The 18860-nt window shown below is 61.8% G+C and carries 13 protein-coding genes and 2 pseudogenes; 9 read left to right on the top strand and 6 right to left on the bottom strand.

Annotated features, from left to right (window positions below):
• Positions 1–64 precede the first annotated feature (64 nt).
• Genes NE850_RS36765 through NE850_RS36755 form a run of 3 tightly spaced genes read left to right on the top strand, consistent with a single transcriptional unit; the run spans position 65 to position 2975 of the window.
• Entirely contained in the window at positions 65–1231 is a 1167-nt protein-coding gene (locus NE850_RS36765; protein WP_007181609.1) for an ABC transporter ATP-binding protein, read from the top strand.
• On the top strand, positions 1228–2157 hold the full coding sequence (locus NE850_RS36760) for an ABC transporter permease subunit (RefSeq protein ID WP_007181610.1): 930 nt from the start codon (positions 1228–1230) through the stop codon (positions 2155–2157). The genes NE850_RS36765 and NE850_RS36760 overlap by 4 nt, the downstream gene beginning before the upstream one ends.
• Entirely contained in the window at positions 2157–2975 is an 819-nt protein-coding gene (locus NE850_RS36755) for an ABC transporter permease subunit (protein WP_007181611.1), read from the top strand. The genes NE850_RS36760 and NE850_RS36755 overlap by 1 nt, the downstream gene beginning before the upstream one ends.
• 58 nt (positions 2976–3033) lie before the next feature.
• On the opposite strand, the gene NE850_RS36750 is transcribed toward NE850_RS36755, so the two are convergent.
• The 3 genes from NE850_RS36750 to NE850_RS36740 form a co-directional block, all read right to left on the bottom strand.
• Positions 3034–4437: a methyl-accepting chemotaxis protein gene (locus tag NE850_RS36750; RefSeq protein WP_007181612.1), complete on the bottom strand. Its 1404-nt coding sequence runs from the start codon at positions 4435–4437 to the stop codon at positions 3034–3036.
• A 419-nt stretch (positions 4438–4856) separates the two neighbouring features.
• Positions 4857–5846 (bottom strand): alpha/beta fold hydrolase, encoded by a 990-nt coding sequence (locus tag NE850_RS36745; RefSeq protein ID WP_310700222.1) that lies wholly within the window; start codon positions 5844–5846, stop codon positions 4857–4859.
• 90 nt (positions 5847–5936) lie between these two features.
• The gene (locus tag NE850_RS36740) at positions 5937–7427 is read right to left on the bottom strand and encodes an NAD(P)/FAD-dependent oxidoreductase (RefSeq protein WP_165186138.1); all 1491 of its coding nucleotides are present in this window, start codon (positions 7425–7427) and stop codon (positions 5937–5939) included.
• Between the two features lie 143 nt (positions 7428–7570).
• On the opposite strand from NE850_RS36740, the gene NE850_RS36735 reads away from it, so the two are divergent.
• Entirely contained in the window at positions 7571–8263 is a 693-nt protein-coding gene (locus NE850_RS36735) for a TetR family transcriptional regulator (protein ID WP_197740226.1), read from the top strand.
• 107 nt (positions 8264–8370) lie between these two features.
• Here NE850_RS36735 and NE850_RS36730 read toward each other — a convergent pair whose 3' ends face one another.
• From NE850_RS36730 to NE850_RS36720, 3 genes are all read right to left on the bottom strand, one after another.
• A complete protein-coding gene (locus NE850_RS36730; protein WP_310700221.1) occupies positions 8371–9564 on the bottom strand; it encodes a tetratricopeptide repeat protein in 1194 nt (397 codons plus the stop codon).
• 87 nt (positions 9565–9651) lie between these two features.
• Positions 9652–10332 (bottom strand): PspA/IM30 family protein, encoded by a 681-nt coding sequence (locus NE850_RS36725; protein WP_007181618.1) that lies wholly within the window; start codon positions 10330–10332, stop codon positions 9652–9654.
• Positions 10333–10736: 404 nt separating this feature from the next.
• Positions 10737–11363 (bottom strand): hypothetical protein, encoded by a 627-nt coding sequence (locus NE850_RS36720; RefSeq protein ID WP_310700220.1) that lies wholly within the window; start codon positions 11361–11363, stop codon positions 10737–10739.
• A gap of 492 nt (positions 11364–11855) precedes the next feature.
• Between NE850_RS36720 and NE850_RS36715 the strand changes: the two genes are divergently transcribed.
• The 5 genes and pseudogenes from NE850_RS36715 to NE850_RS36695 all read left to right on the top strand — a co-directional run.
• Positions 11856–14357, top strand: coding sequence for a penicillin-binding protein 1A (locus NE850_RS36715; RefSeq protein WP_310700219.1), 2502 nt, complete (start codon positions 11856–11858; stop codon positions 14355–14357).
• A gap of 426 nt (positions 14358–14783) precedes the next feature.
• Positions 14784–15662, top strand: a complete 879-nt coding sequence (locus tag NE850_RS36710; protein WP_007181697.1) for a lipid A biosynthesis lauroyl acyltransferase — start codon at positions 14784–14786, stop codon at positions 15660–15662.
• A gap of 259 nt (positions 15663–15921) precedes the next feature.
• Positions 15922–16631 (top strand): annotated as a pseudogene (locus NE850_RS36705) (IS3 family transposase); the annotation flags it as partial.
• Positions 16632–17144: 513 nt separating this feature from the next.
• Positions 17145–18386 carry a group II intron reverse transcriptase/maturase gene (ltrA, locus tag NE850_RS36700; RefSeq protein ID WP_310700218.1) on the top strand — a complete coding sequence of 414 codons (1242 nt, stop codon included), beginning with the start codon at positions 17145–17147 and terminating at the stop codon, positions 18384–18386.
• Between the two features lie 79 nt (positions 18387–18465).
• Positions 18466–18732 (top strand): annotated as a pseudogene (locus tag NE850_RS36695) (DDE-type integrase/transposase/recombinase); the annotation flags it as partial.
• Between the last annotated feature and the right edge of the window lie 128 nt (positions 18733–18860).

The raw sequence follows: 18860 nt of genomic DNA, 5'->3' as shown, positions 1-18860 counted from the left end.
CGTCATGAAGCCCTCGGTGTTCACCGGGGGCTTTGTTCGTCAAACGCCGGAGTAAAGCATTGTGATGAGTAGTGACCAGTCGGGCGCGCTGGCGGGGGCCGCCGCGTCGTCCCCGAGCCTGAACGCCGTTGCGGGCGACGCAGCGGACAACTTCGTCCAGATCGTCGACGTCGTCAAGAAATTCGGTGAGACCGTGGCGGTCAAAGGGGTCAACCTGTCGGTGAAAAAGGGCGAGCTGTTCGCGCTGCTCGGCAGTTCCGGCTGCGGCAAGTCCACCTTGTTGCGCATGATGGCCGGGCTCGAGAGCGTGACTTCGGGCAAGATCCTGATCGACGGTGAAGACCTCGCGCAATTGCCGCCGTACCGCCGGCCGGTCAACATGATGTTTCAGTCGTACGCGCTGTTTCCGCACATGACGGTGGAGGGGAACGTCGCCTTCGGTCTGAAGCAGGAAGGCGTGCCGAAGGCCGAGCTGAAGGACCGCGTGCAGACCGCGCTCGACCTCGTGCAGATGGGCCGCTTCGCGAAGCGCAAGCCGAACCAGCTCTCGGGCGGTCAGCAGCAGCGCGTGGCGCTGGCGCGATCACTGGTCAAGCGGCCCAAGCTGCTGCTGCTCGACGAGCCGATGTCAGCGCTCGACAAGCAGATCCGTCAACGCACCCAGATCGAACTGGTCAACATTCTCGACAAGGTCGGCGTGACCTGCGTGATGGTGACGCACGATCAGGAAGAGGCGATGACCATGGCGAGCCGTCTTGCCGTAATGAGCGAAGGCGAGATCATTCAGCTCGGCACGCCGCACGAAGTCTACGAGTATCCGAACAGCCGCTTCTCGGCCGAGTTTATCGGCTCGACGAATCTGTTCGACGGCCATACGGTCGAAGACGAACCCGATCACGTATTCATCGAAACGCCCGATCTGCCGTGCCGCCTGTACGTCAGCCACGGTATCACCGGTCCGCTCGGCATGCCGGTGACGATTTCGGTGCGCCCCGAGCGCATCGCGCTTACGCGCAAACCGCCTGAGGGCGCGTACAACTGGGGCAAGGGCGTCGTCACGAATATTGCCTACATGGGCGGCTATTCGCTGTATCACGTGAAGCTCGACGCGGGCAAAACGGTGATTGCGAATGTGACGAGCCTCGCGTTGACGGAGATCGATCCGCCCACGTGGGGCGACGAGGTGTATGTGCGCTGGAGCGCGTCGGCCGGCGTGGTACTGACGTCATGAAGCGCTCGCTCAATTCTTTCGCCACCTGGCCGGTGCGGCGCTTCAACCTGACCGGCCGCACCGCGGTGGTGGCCGGCCCGTTCATCTGGCTGCTGCTGTTTTTCCTCGTGCCGTTCCTGCTGGTCGTCAAGATCAGCTTCGCCGATTTGCAGCTCGGCATTCCGCCGTACACCGAGTTGACCAACTTCGCGGACGGCGCGATTCACATCACGCTCGACCTGTCGCATTACGCGTTTCTGCTGACCGACAGCCTCTATTTCGCGACCTACGTGAATTCCGTGGTGGTGGCCGCGATCTCGACGCTGTTGTGCCTGCTGATCGGCTACCCGATGGCGTATTACATTGCGCGTTCGAATCCGGCCAGCCGCAACCTGCTGATGATGGCCGTGATGCTGCCGTTCTGGACGTCGTTTCTGATTCGCGTGTACGCGTGGATCGGAATCCTGAAGAACAACGGCTTGCTGAACAATTTCCTGATGTCGATCGGGCTGATTCACACACCGATCGAGCTGTATCACACGAATACCGCCGTTTACATCGGCATGGTCTATTCATATCTGCCGTTTCTCGTCATGCCGCTGTACGCGCATCTGGTGAAAATGGACATGACGCTGCTGGAGGCTGCCTACGACCTCGGTGCGCGACCCTGGAAAGCGTTCTGGCAGATCACGTTGCCGCTCTCGAAGAACGGCATCATCGCCGGGTGTTTGCTGGTGTTCATTCCGGCGGTGGGCGAGTACGTGATTCCCGAATTGCTGGGCGGAGCGAACACGCTGATGATCGGCCGGGTGATGTGGAATGAGTTTTTCGACAATGCCGATTGGCCGATGGCGTCCGCCGTGACGTGCGCGATGGTGTTGTTGTTATTGGTGCCGATGGCGCTTTTCCAGTACTCGCAGGCAAAGGCGATGGAGGAAAAGCGCTGATGAAGCCGAACCGGATTTTGCAGTTCATTGCCCTGGGAATCGGGTTTGTGTTTCTGTACGTGCCGATCGTGAGTCTGATTGTGTATTCGTTCAACGAATCGCAACTGGTCACGGTGTGGACGCGTTTTTCGACACGTTGGTATGCGGCTCTGTTGCAGGATGACGAGTTGATCGCGGCGGCGTGGTTGTCGTTGCGGGTGGCGTTGTTGACGGCGTTTGCGTCGGTGATCATCGGTACGTGGGCCGGGTTCGTGCTCGCGCGCATGGGACGGTTTCGCGGCTTCACGCTGTATACGGGGATGATCAACGCACCGTTGGTGATTCCCGAGGTGATTCAGGGTATTTCGCTGCTGCTTCTATTCATCGAAATGGCCAAGTGGTTGGGATGGCCGGCCGGACGTGGCATTTTCACGATCTGGATCGGGCATGTGATGCTGTGCATCTCTTATGTGGCGATCATTGTGCAGTCGAGGGTGAAGGAACTGCATCCTTCGCTCGAAGAGGCCGCGCTGGATCTTGGGGCTACGCCGTTGCGGGTGTTTTTCTTCATCACGTTGCCGCTGATTTCGCAGGCGCTTGTTTCGGGCTGGTTGTTGTCGTTTACCTTGTCGATCGACGATCTGGTGCTGTCGGCGTTTTTGTCCGGGCCCGGTTCGACGACGCTGCCTCTGGTCGTTTTCTCGCGCGTTCGTTTGGGGCTGAATCCGGAGATGAACGCTTTGGCCACGCTGTTTATTGCCGTGGTGACGGTTGGGGTCGTGGTCGCCAACTACTTCATGCAGCGGGCGGAGAGAAAGCGGGCTGTGATGGCGGTTTAGGGGACGGGTGGAAGCGGTTGGGCGCGTTCCACGTACCCAACCGGCCTCCCAAAAAACCTCAAACCTTATACCCAATCCGAACGCCGCCCCAATGCCGGCCGCCGACAAAAATGGGTGCGGACGCATCTTTCATCAGCACAAATTCCCCGCCCCCCATATCGCGCCGGTACGTCTGCAACAGGAACGGTTTCGTATGTGAGGCGGCCGCAATCCCGGTCCGATCATCGAACATCCGGCGGTTACGGCTATTCGCCATATTCCAGACCACGTCATCACGTTGCGGCAAAGAAAACTTGCGATTGTGCGTCGGCAGATAGCCCCGCAAATCGACCGCCGCGCAAAACGCCACACGTGGATCGAGATCGAGCAAAGGCTCCTGAATAGCCGGCAATACCCGGTCGGTCAACGCGGTAAACCGCGTCAGGAACTGCGGCGGATTGCTCCCGGTCACCGGCACGTAATGCTGATCGAACAGATCCTCGATCGACACCTCACCGCGCGCCACGGCCGTTTCGAATGCCTTGCTCACCGCGGCCGCGGCCTTCTGCACAGCCTCGATGAAACGCGTATCCGCCGTTTCCACACCCGTCGCGGCGGTCAGTTCGATCAACGTTTCCGATACACCGAGCAGATTCCCCAGACGGTCCTTCGCGTGCGCGAAGTTTTCGCTCGAATTCTCGACACCGCTCGCCATTTCCAGCACCTGTGCCTCGAGTCCGTCACACTGTATTTCGATCTCGCCGGTCAACATGGCGATCTGTCCCGCTTCATTGTTCAGATGCGCGATCGCGTCGCCGGTTGCCTGTACGACGTCGCCGATTTTGCGCGTGCCTTCCCGCACCCGGTGTGCTCGCGCGGTGTTGGCGGAACCCTCGCTGATCAACTGTTCGGTTTGCTGAGTGAGTTGCGAGAGCGTTGTCTCGATCTGTCCGGTGGCCTGCGCGGTCTTCGCCGAGAGATTCTTCACCTCGGCCGCGACTACCGCGAAGCTCTTGCCGGAGTCGCCGGCGCGCGCGGCTTCGATCGCGGCGTTCAGCGCGAGCAGATGCGTCTGCCGGGCGATCAGCGAGATCTCCTCGGAGACGCGGCTCACATGCGCGAGCGCGCTGCGCAGCGCGCCGATCTGGCTTTCGATAACGGTCACGCCTTCCACGAGTCCGTGGATATCGGTCAGCGACGCTTCGAGCGTCTGCTGCGATTGCTGCACGCCGGTTGCGGCTTCGGCAGATACGTGGCTCATTTCGCGAGCGGCAGCGGCAATGCGATGATTGCCCGCGAGCGTCTGCGCCGCCGATTCGCGCAGCGCCCGGCATACGTGCGCCTGGCGCTGCACGCGCGCAGCCACTTCCTCGACGTGGCCCGATACGTCGCAGATCTCGATACCCAGTTTGCCGGCTTGCGCGGCAATATCGCCGACTACCGTTTGTGAATGGGTCGTCCGGCGAAAGCTGAAACGCGTCATGGTCGTCTCCTGAATGGCGCGCCTGGCGCAGTCAATTGACACAGTCATCCAGCGCGGATGCAGCGTCTCCTCAATGCATTTACGGCAGACTTTCAAATGACTTGATACGGGGTATCCCGCAGTGGTTATTATGTGCGGTTAAACCTTTATGCGTAGCCTGACCGCGGACCTTACCTTCTCTTGCCGGAAAACATGATCGACTCCTTCGCGCGCGTTGCGGGCTGGCAACAGCTCTACCACCTGTGGGAGCTGATCGTCATACTCTGCAAATTTCTCTGGGGGCTGTTGCGCCTGCTCGGCGGCGGCTGAGCAGCGTCGTGCGACGAAAGGGAAACGCGTGGAGATTTGCGCGCGAGATTCGCGCGCAAATCATCGATTGAATGGAACAGCGGGAAAAACAGCAGGAAAAAACGGTCAGCTCAGGCCGGCGCGCGCGACGCGTCTTCGCCAGCCGCAATATGCGCGCCATGCGTACCGAGAAACGCGCGCAGATCCGTCATTACGCGCTCGGGCGCTTCTTCCATTGGAATGTGGCCTAGCCCGGCATACATGACCGATTTCGCGCCCGGAATGCGGCTGGCGAATTCGGCGGCGTGCGCCGTCGGAATCCAACGATCCTTCGCACCCCATAGCACCAGCGCCGGCACATCGAGTGTTTTCAGCACGCTCGTCTCGACTTGCCTGAAATCGAGCGTGGGCACCATCTTGCCGATCGCGGCGCGTGTGCCTTCGCCGTGAAAGAACTCGACGTAGCGACGCAGCGTCACCGGGTCGATCTTGCGCGGATCGCCATAGACGTTGCGCACCGCGCTTTTGATGATGGCCTCAGGCAGCCACCAGGGCGAACTCACCCGCACCAGCGCACTATTGAACAGACCGATGTAAATCGGCAGCTTTATCGGAAAGCCGGCCGAGTCGATTAGCACGAGCCGCTCAACGGCGTCGCGATGGCGCGCCGCGTAGTCCCACGAAATCAGCCCGCCGAGCGAGTTGCCGATCAAGGTTGCGCGCGAGATGCCGAGCGCCTGCATGAACGTGTCGATGAAACGCCGATAGGTCGGCAGATCCATTGTTTCGATTGCGCCGCTGCTGGAGCGTAGCGGTCCTGTCACGCCGAACGGCGGCAGATCGAGGCGGATCACGCGGTGCTCGCGCTTGAGTTCATCGGCGACACGATTCCACGTATGCAGCGAAGAGGCGAAGCCGTGGATCATCACGATGATGTCGCCGCTGCCTTCGTCGACATAGTGCACGTCGGCGCCCATGATCTTCACGAACCTGGAGCCGCTTTGCGTATAACGCTGCCGCAATTCGTCGCGCGGCACGCTGGTGATGCCGAGGCGCGCGGCGAGCGAACGCGGCGGCAGCGGGATGGTCGAGGCGGGCTTGGTGGAGTCGATGCTTGCCATGAGTGTTGTCTCCCTTTTAGTTCGATTGGCTTCGAATCGGATTGCATCGGCGGCGTCTTTCTCCCAGTTCATTCGCCGCCGCTCATGTCGTCAGGGCGCGAAGCGATAGTCGTGCGGACGCACACGCCGTGTGCGTTTGCGAAAGCTGAAGGTGAACCCGGGCCACAGCGCAGTGACCTTGCCGCTACGGGTCTGGTACCAGCTATGACATCCGCTTACCCACACGGAGCGCTGCATTTCCTTCTGCAAACGCGCATTGAAATCACGCTGCACGTCGGCTCGCAAATTCATGGTGCGTGCTTTGCGGCGGCGCAGTACCCGCAGGCAATCGGCGATGTACTGCACCTGCGACTCGATCATGTAGATCATCGAGTTGTGGCCGAGCCCGGTATTCGGGCCGACGATCATGAAGAAGTTCGGGAAGTTCGCAATGCTGACACCGAGGTAGGCTTCCGGCCCGTCGCGCAGCCACATGGTGCCGAGATCCGCGCCGTCGAGGCCGGTCACGTCGAACGGCGCGCCGACGTCGTTGACCTGAAAGCCTGTGCCGCAAATGATCGCGTCGGCGCGATGATGCGCGCCATCTTCAGTCACGATGCCGTCGGCAACGATCTCGCGAATGCCGCTCGTCACCACGTCTACGTTCGGCTGGCTGAGCGCGGGATAGTAGTCGCTCGAAAGCAGTACGCGTTTGCAGCCGAGCCGGTAGGTCGGCGTGAGCTTGGCGCGCAGTGCAGGATCCTTGACGCGCCGTTCGAGGTAGCTCAGGCCGAACTTCATCGGCATCTTCATCAGTTTCGGATTGACCACGAAGGCGATGGCGCGCGATTCGAGTTGCCAGTAGATCGCGCTGCGCACAAAGCGCTGCGTGAACGGCAGATGCCGGAACAGCCACTGGGCGCGCGCACCGACAGGCTTGTCGGGCTTGGGCATTACCCACGGCGCGGTGCGCTGGAACAGATCGAGTTGCGCGACGCGCGGCTGGATTTGCGGCACGAACTGGATCGCGCTCGCGCCGGTGCCGATCACCGCGACGCGTTTGCCGTCGAGTGGATACGCGTGATCCCAGCGCGCCGAATGAAACAGCCTGCCTTCGAAGCGGTCGAGCCCCGCGATCCGCGGCATGGCCGGGCGCGACAGGGGACCGCTCGCGGCAATCACCACGTCGGCCTCGATGCTTTCGCGCACACCGTTCACATCGAGCTCGACGCGCCAGAGCTGGCGCGCTTCGTCGAAACGCGCCGCGGCCACACGCGCGTTGCAACGCACGTAGCGCTCCACGCCATATTTGCGGGCGCAATGCTTCAGATACGCGAAGATCTCCGCCTGGCCGCCGAACGCGCGCGACCAGGCCGGATTCGGCTCGAACGAAAACGAATAGAGATGCGAGGGCACGTCGCAGGCCGCACCGGGATAGGTGTTGTCGCGCCACGTGCCGCCGATATCGCCGGCCGCCTCGTAGATCGTGAACGACGTGATGCCCATTCGCTGCAAACGGATCGCCATGCCGATGCCGGCAAAGCCGCTTCCGACAATCGCGATGCGTGGCGCAGCAGGTGGAGCAGATGAGGCAGGCGTCACGGCGGTCTCCGGCATAGGCGAATTCAGGTGTCTACATGTGTCTACTGCAGCATAACGCGCAGGGTAGACAACTGTGCACCTGACGTCAAGATCGTTTAGAGTACTGCTATTAAACGCGCGTGGCGCACATCGATTGAAACCACATGACACCCGTCCCCGAAGCGGCAACCGCCGCCGAGCATGGCATTGCCGGCGACCAGGAATTGCCGGCCGGCAAGCGTAAGCTGATCGAGGCCGCGTTGCGCCTGACCGCGGGCGGCCGCAGTTTTACGAGCCTGGGTTTGCGCGAACTGGCTCGCGAGGCCGGGCTCAATCCCAATACCTTCTATCGCCACTTCGACACGCTCGACGATCTGGCGTGCGAAGCCGTCGAGTCGGTGAGCCGCCGTTTGCGGCCGATGCTGCGGCGGGAGCGCTGGCTCGCCGCGCACGACGACGGGCCGCATAGCGTGCCGCGTCGTGCCTGTGTCGCGTTCTTTGCATTCACGCTGGAGAACCGCGAGGCGTTTCTGAGCGCGCTGGCCGAATATCACGGCACATCGCGGGCGTTGCGGGGAGCCGTGCGCGCCAACCTGCACGAGGTGTCGGCGGAAATGGCCGACGACGTGGTTGAACTGGAATTGATGCCGGCGCTCTCGCGCGAAACCGTCGACGAAGTCTGCACGCAGATCGTGCTGCAACTGTTCCATCTATCGGCTGAATATATCGATGCAGACGAAGTGCGTCGCGATGCGCTGATCGCGTATGCGGAGCGTTTCATTGTCAGGCTGTTCGCGGGTGCGGTGTTGCAGGTGCAGCATGAGACGGGCAGGGTGCTTCTATCGATGCGTGCCTGAAGCCTGAAACGAAGCGCCATAAAGAAACAGGCTCCGTGTGACGGAGCCTGTTTCTTTCGCTTGCAGATGCTTGGCTGAATGGGACGGATTTCAGCCGCTGATCAAGATCAGGTATCGTTCCAGCCGCCGGAGTCGTCGTTGCTGCCCATATCGACGCCGCCGCCGCTGTTGTCGCTCCAGTCGTTCGACCCCTGGCCGAAATCGAGGCCGCCGCCATTGCTGCCGTCGTTGCCGCGGCGGCGCGCTTCGTCGTCGACGACCACGTCGCGTTCCACCACACGTTCACGCCCGGAATTCAGCGCTTCGCCGAGCAGCACGCCGGTCAGCAGACCCCCCATGCCGCCGCCGAAGCCACCGCCGCCTTGCTGCACGATAACCTGCGGCTGTTGCTGATACGGTCCTTGCTGCGGATAGGGCGCTTGCGGCGGATTGCCGAAACGTTCGGCTTCCTGTGCATACGGCGATTGTTGCGTGCCGGCGGCCGGTGCGGCATACGGATCGGGCTTGCCGTCCACCCGCGCGCGCAGGCTGCCGAGCCGCTGCTCGAGTTCGTCGAGCTGATAGGGCGGCACCGGGCTCTTGCTGTTCGACAGGCTTTCGACGAGGCCGCGCAACTGGTCTTCGGTCGCTTCGACTTCCTTCTCCAGCGCCTCATGGCCTGGCACGGTGGAGAGCTTCACGTCGAGCTTGAGCGAACGCACGGTGTTGAGCATGTCGGTGGCGCGCTTGAGCTGCACGCGACGATCGTCGTCGGCGCGCGTATCGCCTTGCGTGCGGGCGCGGCGCAAGGTCCAGCGCAGCACGAGCGCGATCACCCCGATCAGGACAAGGATGCCGATCCACATGCCCATGCCCGGACCATGCCGTTGCGGCGCTTGCGACATCATGGCCGACTGCTGCTGCACTGCCGGCGAGGTTTGCTGCACGAACGGGTTGGCCGCGTGGCTGGTGGTGTTGCCACCCGCTGCGCCGGCACGTTCCGCGTCCTTACGGATGCGCGCTTCAGTCTGCGCGAAACGGGTCGGGTCGGTGAACCGGATTTGCGGGTCGAGTGTCTTGGCCTGCTGCACCTGGGCGAGCGCGTCGGCAGAACGGCCTTCGCGGTCGAGCACCTGGGCGTACAGATAATGCGCGTGCGCATTGTTCGGATGCGCCTGCAGCACTTCGCTCAGGCCGGCGTCGGCCTGTTGCCAGTTGCCCTGCGACATGGCCGATTCGATCTGCTGCACGGTAGGCACGGCGAACGCCGCAGCCGACACGAACAGCAGTGAGGCAAACGCGATTGCAAGAAATTTTTTCATTTACGGACCGGGCGCGATGCGCCCGTCTCCTTCAGTCGATTCCGGCGACTCACACGAAGGCGCCGGTATGTACTGCTGCTGACGCAATTACTGGGTCGGCGTGTTGATCTGCTTCTTCAACGCTTCGAGACGATCTTCGACCGAGGGGCCGCGGTTCAGATCCGCGAGCTTGTCGTCGAGCGCCTTGCCGCTCTTCACGTCGGCCGAATTCAGGCGGGCGTCCGAACGGGCATTCGAGAGCGCAACCTTGTCTTCCAGCTTCTGGAAATCTTCGGACAGGTTCTTGCCGCCGATGCCGCCCAACGCGGTGGCCGCCACATCTTTCGCCTGCGCGATCTGCTGCTTGGCCTGCAGAATGTTCGAGCGTGCGTTCAGGTCGTTGCGGCGCGTGCGCATGTCTTCGATCTGGCTCTTCAACTGCGCCACCGACGGCTCCAGCGTGGTCAGTTCCTTCGCCAGCGCGTCGCGTTCGGCTTCGGCCGTGGCTTGAGCGCCGAGGGCTTCGCGCGCGAGCGCTTCGTCGCCGGATTGCAGCGCGCGTTTGGCGCCGTCTTCGTACTTCTTCGCCTTGTCCGCGGCAACATCGCGCTTGCTTTGCTGCGTGGCCACTTGTGCCTGAATCTCGATCAGCGAGTTCTCGGCTTTGGCGATGCTCTCGTCGAGTTCGCGCACGATCTGGCGCGAGTCGCGCGACGGATCCTGCACGGAATCGGCTGCGTCGTTCAGGAGACCTTTGAGCGTGCGCGAAATGCTGTCAAAAAGCGACATGAAAACCTCCAAAGAATGTAAACGGCGCTGAATGATCCCGCGCGCCTAACTGCATTCAACTGCTACTTTACGCCGCTGCGCGCGAAGCTGCGCAACGTTCGGACCGGAGGTCGGGGCGCACGCACTGATTGCAATAGCGGCGGCGTAAATTGTTCGATTCGGATATCGAGCGGCAGGCAGCTCAAAGGTTAAATCGCGCGGCGCGTCATTCTGACGCTCGCGGATATTACACCACGTGCTCTCTTAAAACCGCCTTAAAGGGAGCGATGACAGATTCGCCGACTTTGCGCGCGTGCAATGCCGAAAGCTCGCACGTTTGCGTGAGGTTTGCGTGAGCGCTCGTGTAACGATATGCAACGGTAACGTGCCGATTCACGCCGCGCGACAGGCCGCGCAGCTGTTCGTCAAGCGAAGCGGCCGCCCTTCGTGCTCGGGTCGCCGAGTGGATCGTCGTCCTCGCTCGCGCTGTCGAGGCGTGGGCGTTTGAGCACGCTGCGCAATTGCGCTTCCGTATCGCTCTGCTGAGGCGTGGATCCTTCCGCGGAAGCCGCTTTGGCCGCCGCCACGCGCGCGACCGCTTCCGCTGTTGCCGCGGCTTCCTCGTCGATTTCGGCTGCGAGGGCGGCAGCGACACCCGCCGGCAGCAACGGCGCGGGCTGGCCTTTCGCGGGCGCGCGCGGCAACCCGGCCGCAGCCGGCGTGGACGCAGCCGCATCCGCAGCGCTATCCATGACCCCGCCCGTTGCGCCGTCGCCGTGCGTTTGCGACGCCGGCGGCAGCGCGGCGCGCGCGTGCCGTGTGCCGCGTGCGACCCGTTGCAGCGCGGCGTCGAGCGCGTCCGGCGCGCGCGGCGCGCGCAAGCGGTCGACGATGCTCGCCGCTTTCACCTGTTCGCTGGTCGCGCCGAAGCTCAGCACCGCGCGCCGCATCAGTTCGCTGACGCTAATGCCCAGATTCTCGGCGGTGGCGGTGATCGCGCGTTTCTGCGCGGTCGTGACGAATACAACGATGCGTTCGCTGGGCTTATTCATGGTCGGCTCGCATACTTGTTGGCATGGGCGGTTCAAAGCGGGCATTTGGCGGACGCCGCGGCGCGCGCAGGTGTTGGCGCGCGCCGAGTCCATCATAAGACGAGTTGCGCCGATGCGGAACGGGCGCGACATGAAAATCCCGTGACATCAACGGCTTGTAGCGGTTGCCGGTGGCTTGTCCACAGGCCTTTCAACATTTTCTGTGAATAACTCCCGTCGGGCGCGAAAGCGCTCATTTGGCCGCCCGGAACTACAGACTCCTTTCGCGCGAAGGGAATTCTTACAAAAAAACTGACTTGGACCGCGCTCGATTTCTTTTAAAATGCGCTGTTACGTTGCGCCGGACATGGTCCCGGGCGTGCCGTGCGGCCGGCCGGGGGCAGAGGGCCGTGCGGTGGTTCGCGCCTCAGGCTACGATGCTCGATCACGATCCATGTGCGCGCCAGGAGCGCGTGCAGAAAGGCGTTCGGTTATGCGCCCACTATTCCAGTCATGCCAATCATCAAACGACCGCATTCATCCAATTCTCCGTCTGGTGAAGACCGGGATTCCTACCAACGCACGCCAGGACGCAATGCAGCTTCGCGCGACGCCGGGGCCGGCCGCCGTTCCATCGGCGCGACCATTGCCATCTGGTTCGCCGGCCTGATCGCGACCGTCGCGGTGGTGGGCGCGCTGATCATCGGCTATGCGCTGGTGGTGATGGGGCCGCAACTGCCGTCGCTTGACGCGCTGACCGACTATCGCCCGAAGGTGCCGCTGCGTGTCTATACCGCGGACCATGTGCTGATCGGCGAATTCGGCGAAGAGCGGCGCAGTCTCGTGCGCTTCCAGGACATTCCCGATCAGATGAAGAAAGCGGTGCTCGCGATCGAAGACTATCGCTTCTACGAGCACGGCGGCGTCGACTTCATCGGTATTCTGCGGGCGGGTGTTTCCGACCTCTCGCACGGCGGCGCCTCGCAGGGCGCGAGCACGATCACCATGCAGGTGGCGCGCAACTTCTTCCTGTCGAGTGAGAAGACCTACACGCGCAAGATCTACGAAATGCTGCTCGCGTACAAGATCGAGCGCGCGCTCACCAAGGATCAGATTCTTGAGCTGTACATGAACCAGATTTATCTGGGTGAGCGCGCCTACGGTTTCGCCGCGGCCGCGCGCGTGTACTTCGGCAAGGATCTGAAGGACATCACGCTGGCGGAATCGGCGATGCTGGCGGGCTTGCCGAAGGCGCCCTCCGCGTATAACCCGGTGGTCAATCCGAAGCGAGCGAAGATCCGTCAGGAGTACATTCTGCGGCGCATGCTCGAACTCAGATACATCAGCCAGGAGCAATACGACCAGGCGGTGAAGGAAGAGATCCACACCAAGAATCCGGGCAACGAATACAGCGTGCATGCCGAGTACATTGCCGAAATGGTCCGGCAGATGATGTATGCGCAGTACAAGGACGAAACCTATACGCGCGGCCTGAACGTCACCACCACGATCGACTCCGCCGACCAGGACGCCGCCTATCGCGCCGTGCGCAAGGGCGTGATGGACTACGAGCGGCGGCATGGGTATCGCGGGCCGGAGGGTTTCGTGCAACTGCCCGCGCCGGGCGACGACCGCGATCAGACGATCGACGACGCGCTCACCGATCACCCCGACAACGGCGAGATCATCGCCGCCGTGGTGACGGACGCAAGTCCGAAGCAGGTCAAGGCGCAACTGGTGGACGGCACGCAGGTGGCGATCAGCGGCGACGGTCTGCGCTTCGTGGCGGGAGCGCTGAGCGCGCGCGCAGCGACGGCCACGAAGATCAGGCCAGGCTCGATCGTGCGTCTGGTTGCCGACGACAAGGGCAACTGGCAGATCACGCAACTGCCGCAGGTGGAAGGCGCGCTGGTATCGCTCACGCCGCAGGACGGCGCGATTCGCGCACTGGTGGGCGGTTTCGACTTCAACAAGAACAAGTTCAACCACGTCACGCAGGCGTGGCGCCAGCCGGGTTCGAGCTTCAAACCGTTTATCTACTCGGCAGCGCTCGACAAGGGTCTCGGACCGGCCACGATCATCAACGACGCGCCGCTGTATTTCCCGTCGAGCACGCCGGGTGGCGACGCGTGGGAGCCGAAGGACGACGACCAGCCGGACGGTCCGATGCCGATGCGTCTCGCGTTGCAGAAGTCGAAGAACCTGGTGTCGATCCGTATTCTGTCGTTCATCGGCACCAAATACGCGCAGGACTTCGTCACGCAGCGTTTCGGCTTCGATGCCGACAAGACTCCGCCCTATCTGCCGATGGCACTGGGCGCGGGCCTCGTCACGCCGCTGCAGTCGGCGGGCGCGTATTCGGTGTTCGCGAACGGCGGCTTCCGGATCAATCCGTATCTGATCAACGAGGTGACGGACGCGCGCGGCGAGCCGCTCTCCAAAGCGCAGCCGCTCACGGCCGGACGCGATGCACCGCGCACGCTCGAACCGCGCAACGCGTACATCATGAACAGCCTGCTGCATTCGGTGGCGACCGCCGGCACGGGCGCGGGCACCAATGCGCTGCATCGTTCGGACCTGCAGGGCAAGACGGGTACCACCAACGACGCGAAGGACGGCTGGTTTGCCGGTTATCAGCAGTCGCTCGTGGCGGTGGCGTGGATGGGTTATGACCAGCCGAAGAGCCTCGGCAGCCGCGAATTCGGCGCGCAGCTGGCATTGCCGATCTGGGTGGAATACATGCAGCGTGCGTTGCGCGGGGTGCCGCAAAGCGAACCGGCGCAGCCGGACGGCGTGACAGCCGTCGACGGTGAGCTGTTCTATACGGACATGACGCCGGGCAACGGCTTCGTGGCCAGCATCGGTCTGGATTCGGCGAATCCCACCGCGGGCGCGAGCGATGCGGTCGGCGGCGTAGGACCCGCTGGCATGACGCCGCCGGCGGTGCCGCCGCCGAGCGTCTCGTCGAACGAGAAGAAGCAGATCATGGATCTGTTCGAGTCGAACAAGCCCTGACGTCCCGCAAGGGGACGTGCTTCAGGGTGCAGCAGGCGTGTGCGGGCCGCATGAAACTGGCGGGCGCCGCGCATGCCAGTTTCTGAAACAATTTCTGAAACAGCAGGAATCGCCGCCTGGCGCGGCTTTCACGGCGCTTGTCGGGTGGCCCACCCGGCGGATTGTGTGCGCGGCATGCGCGGTGTGTTTTAATCACGTCGGCGGTGCATTTATCAAGGGTCCTAAAGGACGCCTGATGGACGCCTGATCCCTGAACGGGTTCGGCCTCCGGCACCACTGCGTTTCGCCGCAAGCGGGACGTCCATTCTCGAATTCCGCGCCGCGCGAGACCCGGTATGACGCGCGCGCCTGTCACTTCGTCCGCTGGCAAGGCTGAGATTGCAGCGGCCGGCGTGTTTGCCATCCAGCATCCACCGGGCTCCGCCTTTGAAAAATCGAATCCTGATCTGTCTGACGACAGGTCTGCTGCGCGCGTTTGCCTTTTTGCCGTACAGCGTGGTCGCACGAATCGGGACGGGCATCGGCGCCTTGCTGTACCGCATTCCGAGCACGCGCCGACGTGTCGTGCATACCAATCTGAAGCTGTGCTTCCCGGAAATGAGCGACGAGGCGCGCGAGCGTCTGGCGCGGGCGCACTTTTGTCACGTCATCCGCAGTTATGTCGAGCGCGGGCCGCAGTGGTTCGGCAATGCGCGCGCGCTCGCGCGCCTGGTCGAGGTGGAGAGCGCGATCGATCTCTCAGATATGACGGGGAAGCCGACGATTTTCGTCGGCTTCCATTTCGTCGGCATCGAGGCGGGCTGCATGATGTATTCGACGCGGCATCCGGTCGCCTCGCTCTATACGCCGATGTCGAACCTCCTGTTCGACGCGATGGCGAAGCGCCAGCGCGGCCGCTTCGGCACGGAGATGATTCCGCGCAGCGACAGCGTGCGGCGGGCGTTGCGCACGCTGCGCGAAGGCAAGCCCGTGATGCTGGCGGCCGATATGGATTTCGGCTTGCGCGATTCGGTGTTTGTGCCGTTCTTCGGCGTGCCGGCCTGCACGCTGACCTCCGTCTCGCGGATGGCGCGTGCGGCGAATGCGCGGGTGGTGCCGTTCGTGACGGAAGTGCTGCCGAACTATCGCGGCTACAAGCTGAATATCTTCGAAGCGCTGAGCGATTTTCCGTCCGACGACGTCGCGGTCGACGCGCGGCGCCTCACCGCGTTTCTCGAGACGCAGGTTAGTCGGATTCCTGATCAATATTATTGGGTGCACAAGCGCTTCAAGAATCGGCCGGCGGGCGAGGCGAGTGTTTATTGATGCGAGCCGGTGTCGGCCTGCGGCAATGAGTGGGGCGCTGCGCCGGTCCTGGTTTGAGCAGAGGGCGTCGTTAAACGCGTCGGTGGAAGAATCTGGTGCGCGGCCAAGGACTTAGCGAGTATCTCCGGATGTTATCAACAGGTCTGTCAACACAAACTGTGGATAAAGTGTCCTGCGATGCACAAGGTCTCCGATTGAGCTTGCCCCCGAAAAACGAATCCCTTGCTGAGCGGTAAACTCACGCAAGGAGAAAACATTGATGACAAGCAAGGCAAAGCGAGCGCAGTACACGCTCAAGTTCAAGCTGGAAGCTGTGCGGCTGGTCAAAGCCGGGCAAAGCATGGCGGCGGTGGCGGCGACACTGGGTGTGGTTGATCAGACGCTGTACAACTGGGTAAAGGCCGACCGGGAAGGCAAGCTGGCAGGAGCTGGCGCAAAGCCGGTGAGTCCGGAACAGATGGAGCTGGCACGGCTGCGTGCAGAAGTGGCTCGCCTGAAGATGGAGCGAGATATTCTAAAAAAGTGCGCGGCGTACTTCGCGAAGGAATCGATGTGAAGTACGCGTTCATCGAGCGTAATCGACGCTACTGGCCGGTCTCACTGCTATGCGAAGTGCTGGATGTCAGCCCGAGCGGATATCATCAGCACCGGCAACGTACTGCGCAGGACAAGCCGCACAGAACCCGCGTGAGTGACGACGCACTGCTGGCAAACATCAAGGCGATTCACGCGCAGGTCAAAGGCGAATACGGCTGGCCGCGCATGTGGAAGGAACTGCTCGCACTTGGCGTGCGCGTGGGCAAGGAGCGGGTTCGCAAGCTGATGGCTCAGCATGGCATTCGGGCTCGCCACAAGCGCAAGTACATCGCGACAACGAACTCGAACCACGATTTGCCGGTTGCGCCGAATCTGCTGGAGCGCAATTTCACCGCCACCGCACCGAACCAGGTCTGGACGAGTGATATTAGTGTGCCGCAGCAAGCGGCGTAGGAGATGAGGGTATGGCCCCTCGCAATCGGCTTGCAGGAGCGGGTTGCAAACCACCATAAGCGGCGCTGGTCAAAAGCCAGGGTCGTGAGCGTTATGGAAAAGGTGCCAGGAGGCATCAGGTGTGGATCAAGGAAGGCGAACAACCGTGAACTGCCGTTCAAGTGTCGAAACTGTTCAGATGACATCAAAACCGGGGAGTGATGTTGCCCTGCGATTAGTCTGGCCGTTACCTGCTTACGGGCCAGGCGGTGTCCGGCATAGAGGCAGCGTCAGCCTGATCCGGGCTCTTACGTTGAACTGCGGGAACCTTCGGTGGCGATGTGAAGCGAAAGGCACAAGCTCGAAAGGCAAGGCCGACAGTAGCGATGCGCCACCAAGGGGCGGAGCAGCTCGTAGTAGTGATGAAGCCACTGTAATGGTGGTGGAGCGAAGGGGCTGCGTCATCCAGGCATTGAGTTGTGCCAACCGCGAAGGCGGGAGGAGCACAGCCCGATGACCAAGTCGTACGACATTCCGAAAGCGCTTGTCTGGGAAGCCTATCAAAGTGTTAAAGCAAACGGAGGATCGGCAGGCATAGATCGCGAGACCTTGGAGCATTTCGAGAGTCGCCTGAGCAACAACCTGTACAGGCTCTGGAACCGGTTGTGTTCTGGCAGTTACTTCCCGCCGCCGGTCAAAGGTGTGCCCATCCCGAAAAAGTCTGGTGGGGTGCGTATGCTAGGAATACCAACGGTTGCGGACAGGGTGGCGCAAACGGTGGTTAAGCGTCTGCTTGAGCCAGTCATTGACCCGGTGTTTCATGTCAATTCCTATGGTTATCGTCCGGGGCGCTCGGCGCACGATGCGATTGCCATGGTGCGGCGGCGAAGTTGGGAATATGACTGGGTGATCGAATTTGATATCAAGGGACTCTTTGATAACATCGATCACGAGTTGCTTATGCGGGCGCTCAGGAAGCACTGTCAGACGCCATGGGTGCTACTGTACGTCGAGCGTTGGCTGAAAGCGCCAATGCAAATGCCGGACGGCTCGCTCATGGCGCGGACGCGCGGCACGCCGCAAGGCGGGGTTGTGAGTCCCTTGCTGGCCAATCTGTTTCTGCACTACGCCTTTGATCACTGGGTGGGCCGTCATCTTCGTAGCGTGCGCTTCTGTCGCTATGCGGACGACGGTGTTATTCACTGCCGAAGTCTGGCACAAGCCCAGTTCGCTCTGGCAAAGATTGGTGAGCGTTTCAAACAGTGTGGACTTGAACTGCATCCGGGGAAAACGCGGATTGTGTACTGTAAAGACATCAATCGGCAGGGAGACTTCCCGTGTGTGCAATTCACGTTTCTTGGCTATACCTTCCGGCCGAGAAAAGCGGTCGACAAGTATGGCCGTGTGTACGTGAACTTCGCCCCTGCGGTCAGTCGCGACGCTCTCAAGGCGATGCGGCAGACTATACGGGGGTGGCACCTTCAGCTGAAATGTGACAAGAGCGTGGCCGATCTATCGGCCATGTTCAATCCGATACTCCTTGGTTGGCATCAGTACTACGGCCGGTTTTATAAATCGACGATGTCCGCCGTGTGGAATCATTTGAACGCCTACCTGACACGCTGGATGATGCGCAAGTACAAACACCTTGCCCGGCATAAAACCCGGGCAGGTCACGCCTTGGGGCGGCTTGCGCGGAAGTTTCAAAATGCCTTCGTGCATTGGAAGCTGGGATGTTTGCCAAAGGCTGGATGATGGGAGCCGGATGAATCGAGAGGTTCACGTCCGGTTCTGCGAGGGGCCGCGGGTGCAATTCCCGCGGTCTACTCACCCTTATTTGGCGACAGCCGAAGGCTGGGTCTACCTCGCGGTCATCATCGACCTGTTCAGCCGGCAGGTGGTGGGCTGGTCGATGCAGCCGCACATGAAAGCGGAACTGGTCACGGACGCGCTGCGCATGGCATGGTTCCGACGCCGTCCACAAGCCGGCGTAATCGTGCATAGCGACAGGGGCAGCCAGTATTGCAGCGGCCTGTTTCAGGACACGCTGAAGGCCTACGGCATGCGTTCATCGATGAGCCGACGTGGCGATTGTTGGGACATGGACTTGCCCCTGCATGACCGGACATGCGGTCACGCTTAGGTTGGTGAATCTGCTCGCTGGCGAAACTCGCGTGGTGAGCAGTATTTCAGGGCGCTGTGCGGATGCGACTCGTTGTAGTGGTCAAA

This window comes from Paraburkholderia sp. USG1 (assembly GCF_031570135.1).
Taxonomy (GTDB): Bacteria; Pseudomonadota; Gammaproteobacteria; order Burkholderiales; family Burkholderiaceae; genus Paraburkholderia; species Paraburkholderia dioscoreae.
The sequence above is the reverse complement of the archived record's forward strand: the minus strand, read 5'-3'. Positions and strand labels throughout refer to the sequence as shown.

Bases quoted from the DNA above. Each gene is read 5' to 3' on its own strand.
- NE850_RS36765 (WP_007181609.1), top strand. From the start codon at position 65: ATGAGTAGTGACCAGTCGGGCGCGCTGGCGGGGGCCGCCGCGTCGTCC.
- NE850_RS36760 (WP_007181610.1), top strand. From the start codon at position 1,228: ATGAAGCGCTCGCTCAATTCTTTCGCCACCTGGCCGGTGCGGCGCTTC.
- NE850_RS36755 (WP_007181611.1), top strand. From the start codon at position 2,157: ATGAAGCCGAACCGGATTTTGCAGTTCATTGCCCTGGGAATCGGGTTT.
- NE850_RS36750 (WP_007181612.1), bottom strand. From the start codon at position 4,437: ATGACGCGTTTCAGCTTTCGCCGGACGACCCATTCACAAACGGTAGTC.
- NE850_RS36745 (WP_310700222.1), bottom strand. From the start codon at position 5,846: ATGGCAAGCATCGACTCCACCAAGCCCGCCTCGACCATCCCGCTGCCG.
- NE850_RS36735 (WP_197740226.1), top strand. From the start codon at position 7,571: ATGACACCCGTCCCCGAAGCGGCAACCGCCGCCGAGCATGGCATTGCC.
- NE850_RS36730 (WP_310700221.1), bottom strand. From the start codon at position 9,564: ATGAAAAAATTTCTTGCAATCGCGTTTGCCTCACTGCTGTTCGTGTCG.
- NE850_RS36725 (WP_007181618.1), bottom strand. From the start codon at position 10,332: ATGTCGCTTTTTGACAGCATTTCGCGCACGCTCAAAGGTCTCCTGAAC.
- NE850_RS36720 (WP_310700220.1), bottom strand. From the start codon at position 11,363: ATGAATAAGCCCAGCGAACGCATCGTTGTATTCGTCACGACCGCGCAG.
- NE850_RS36715 (WP_310700219.1), top strand. From the start codon at position 11,856: ATGCCAATCATCAAACGACCGCATTCATCCAATTCTCCGTCTGGTGAA.
- ltrA (WP_310700218.1), top strand. From the start codon at position 17,145: ATGACCAAGTCGTACGACATTCCGAAAGCGCTTGTCTGGGAAGCCTAT.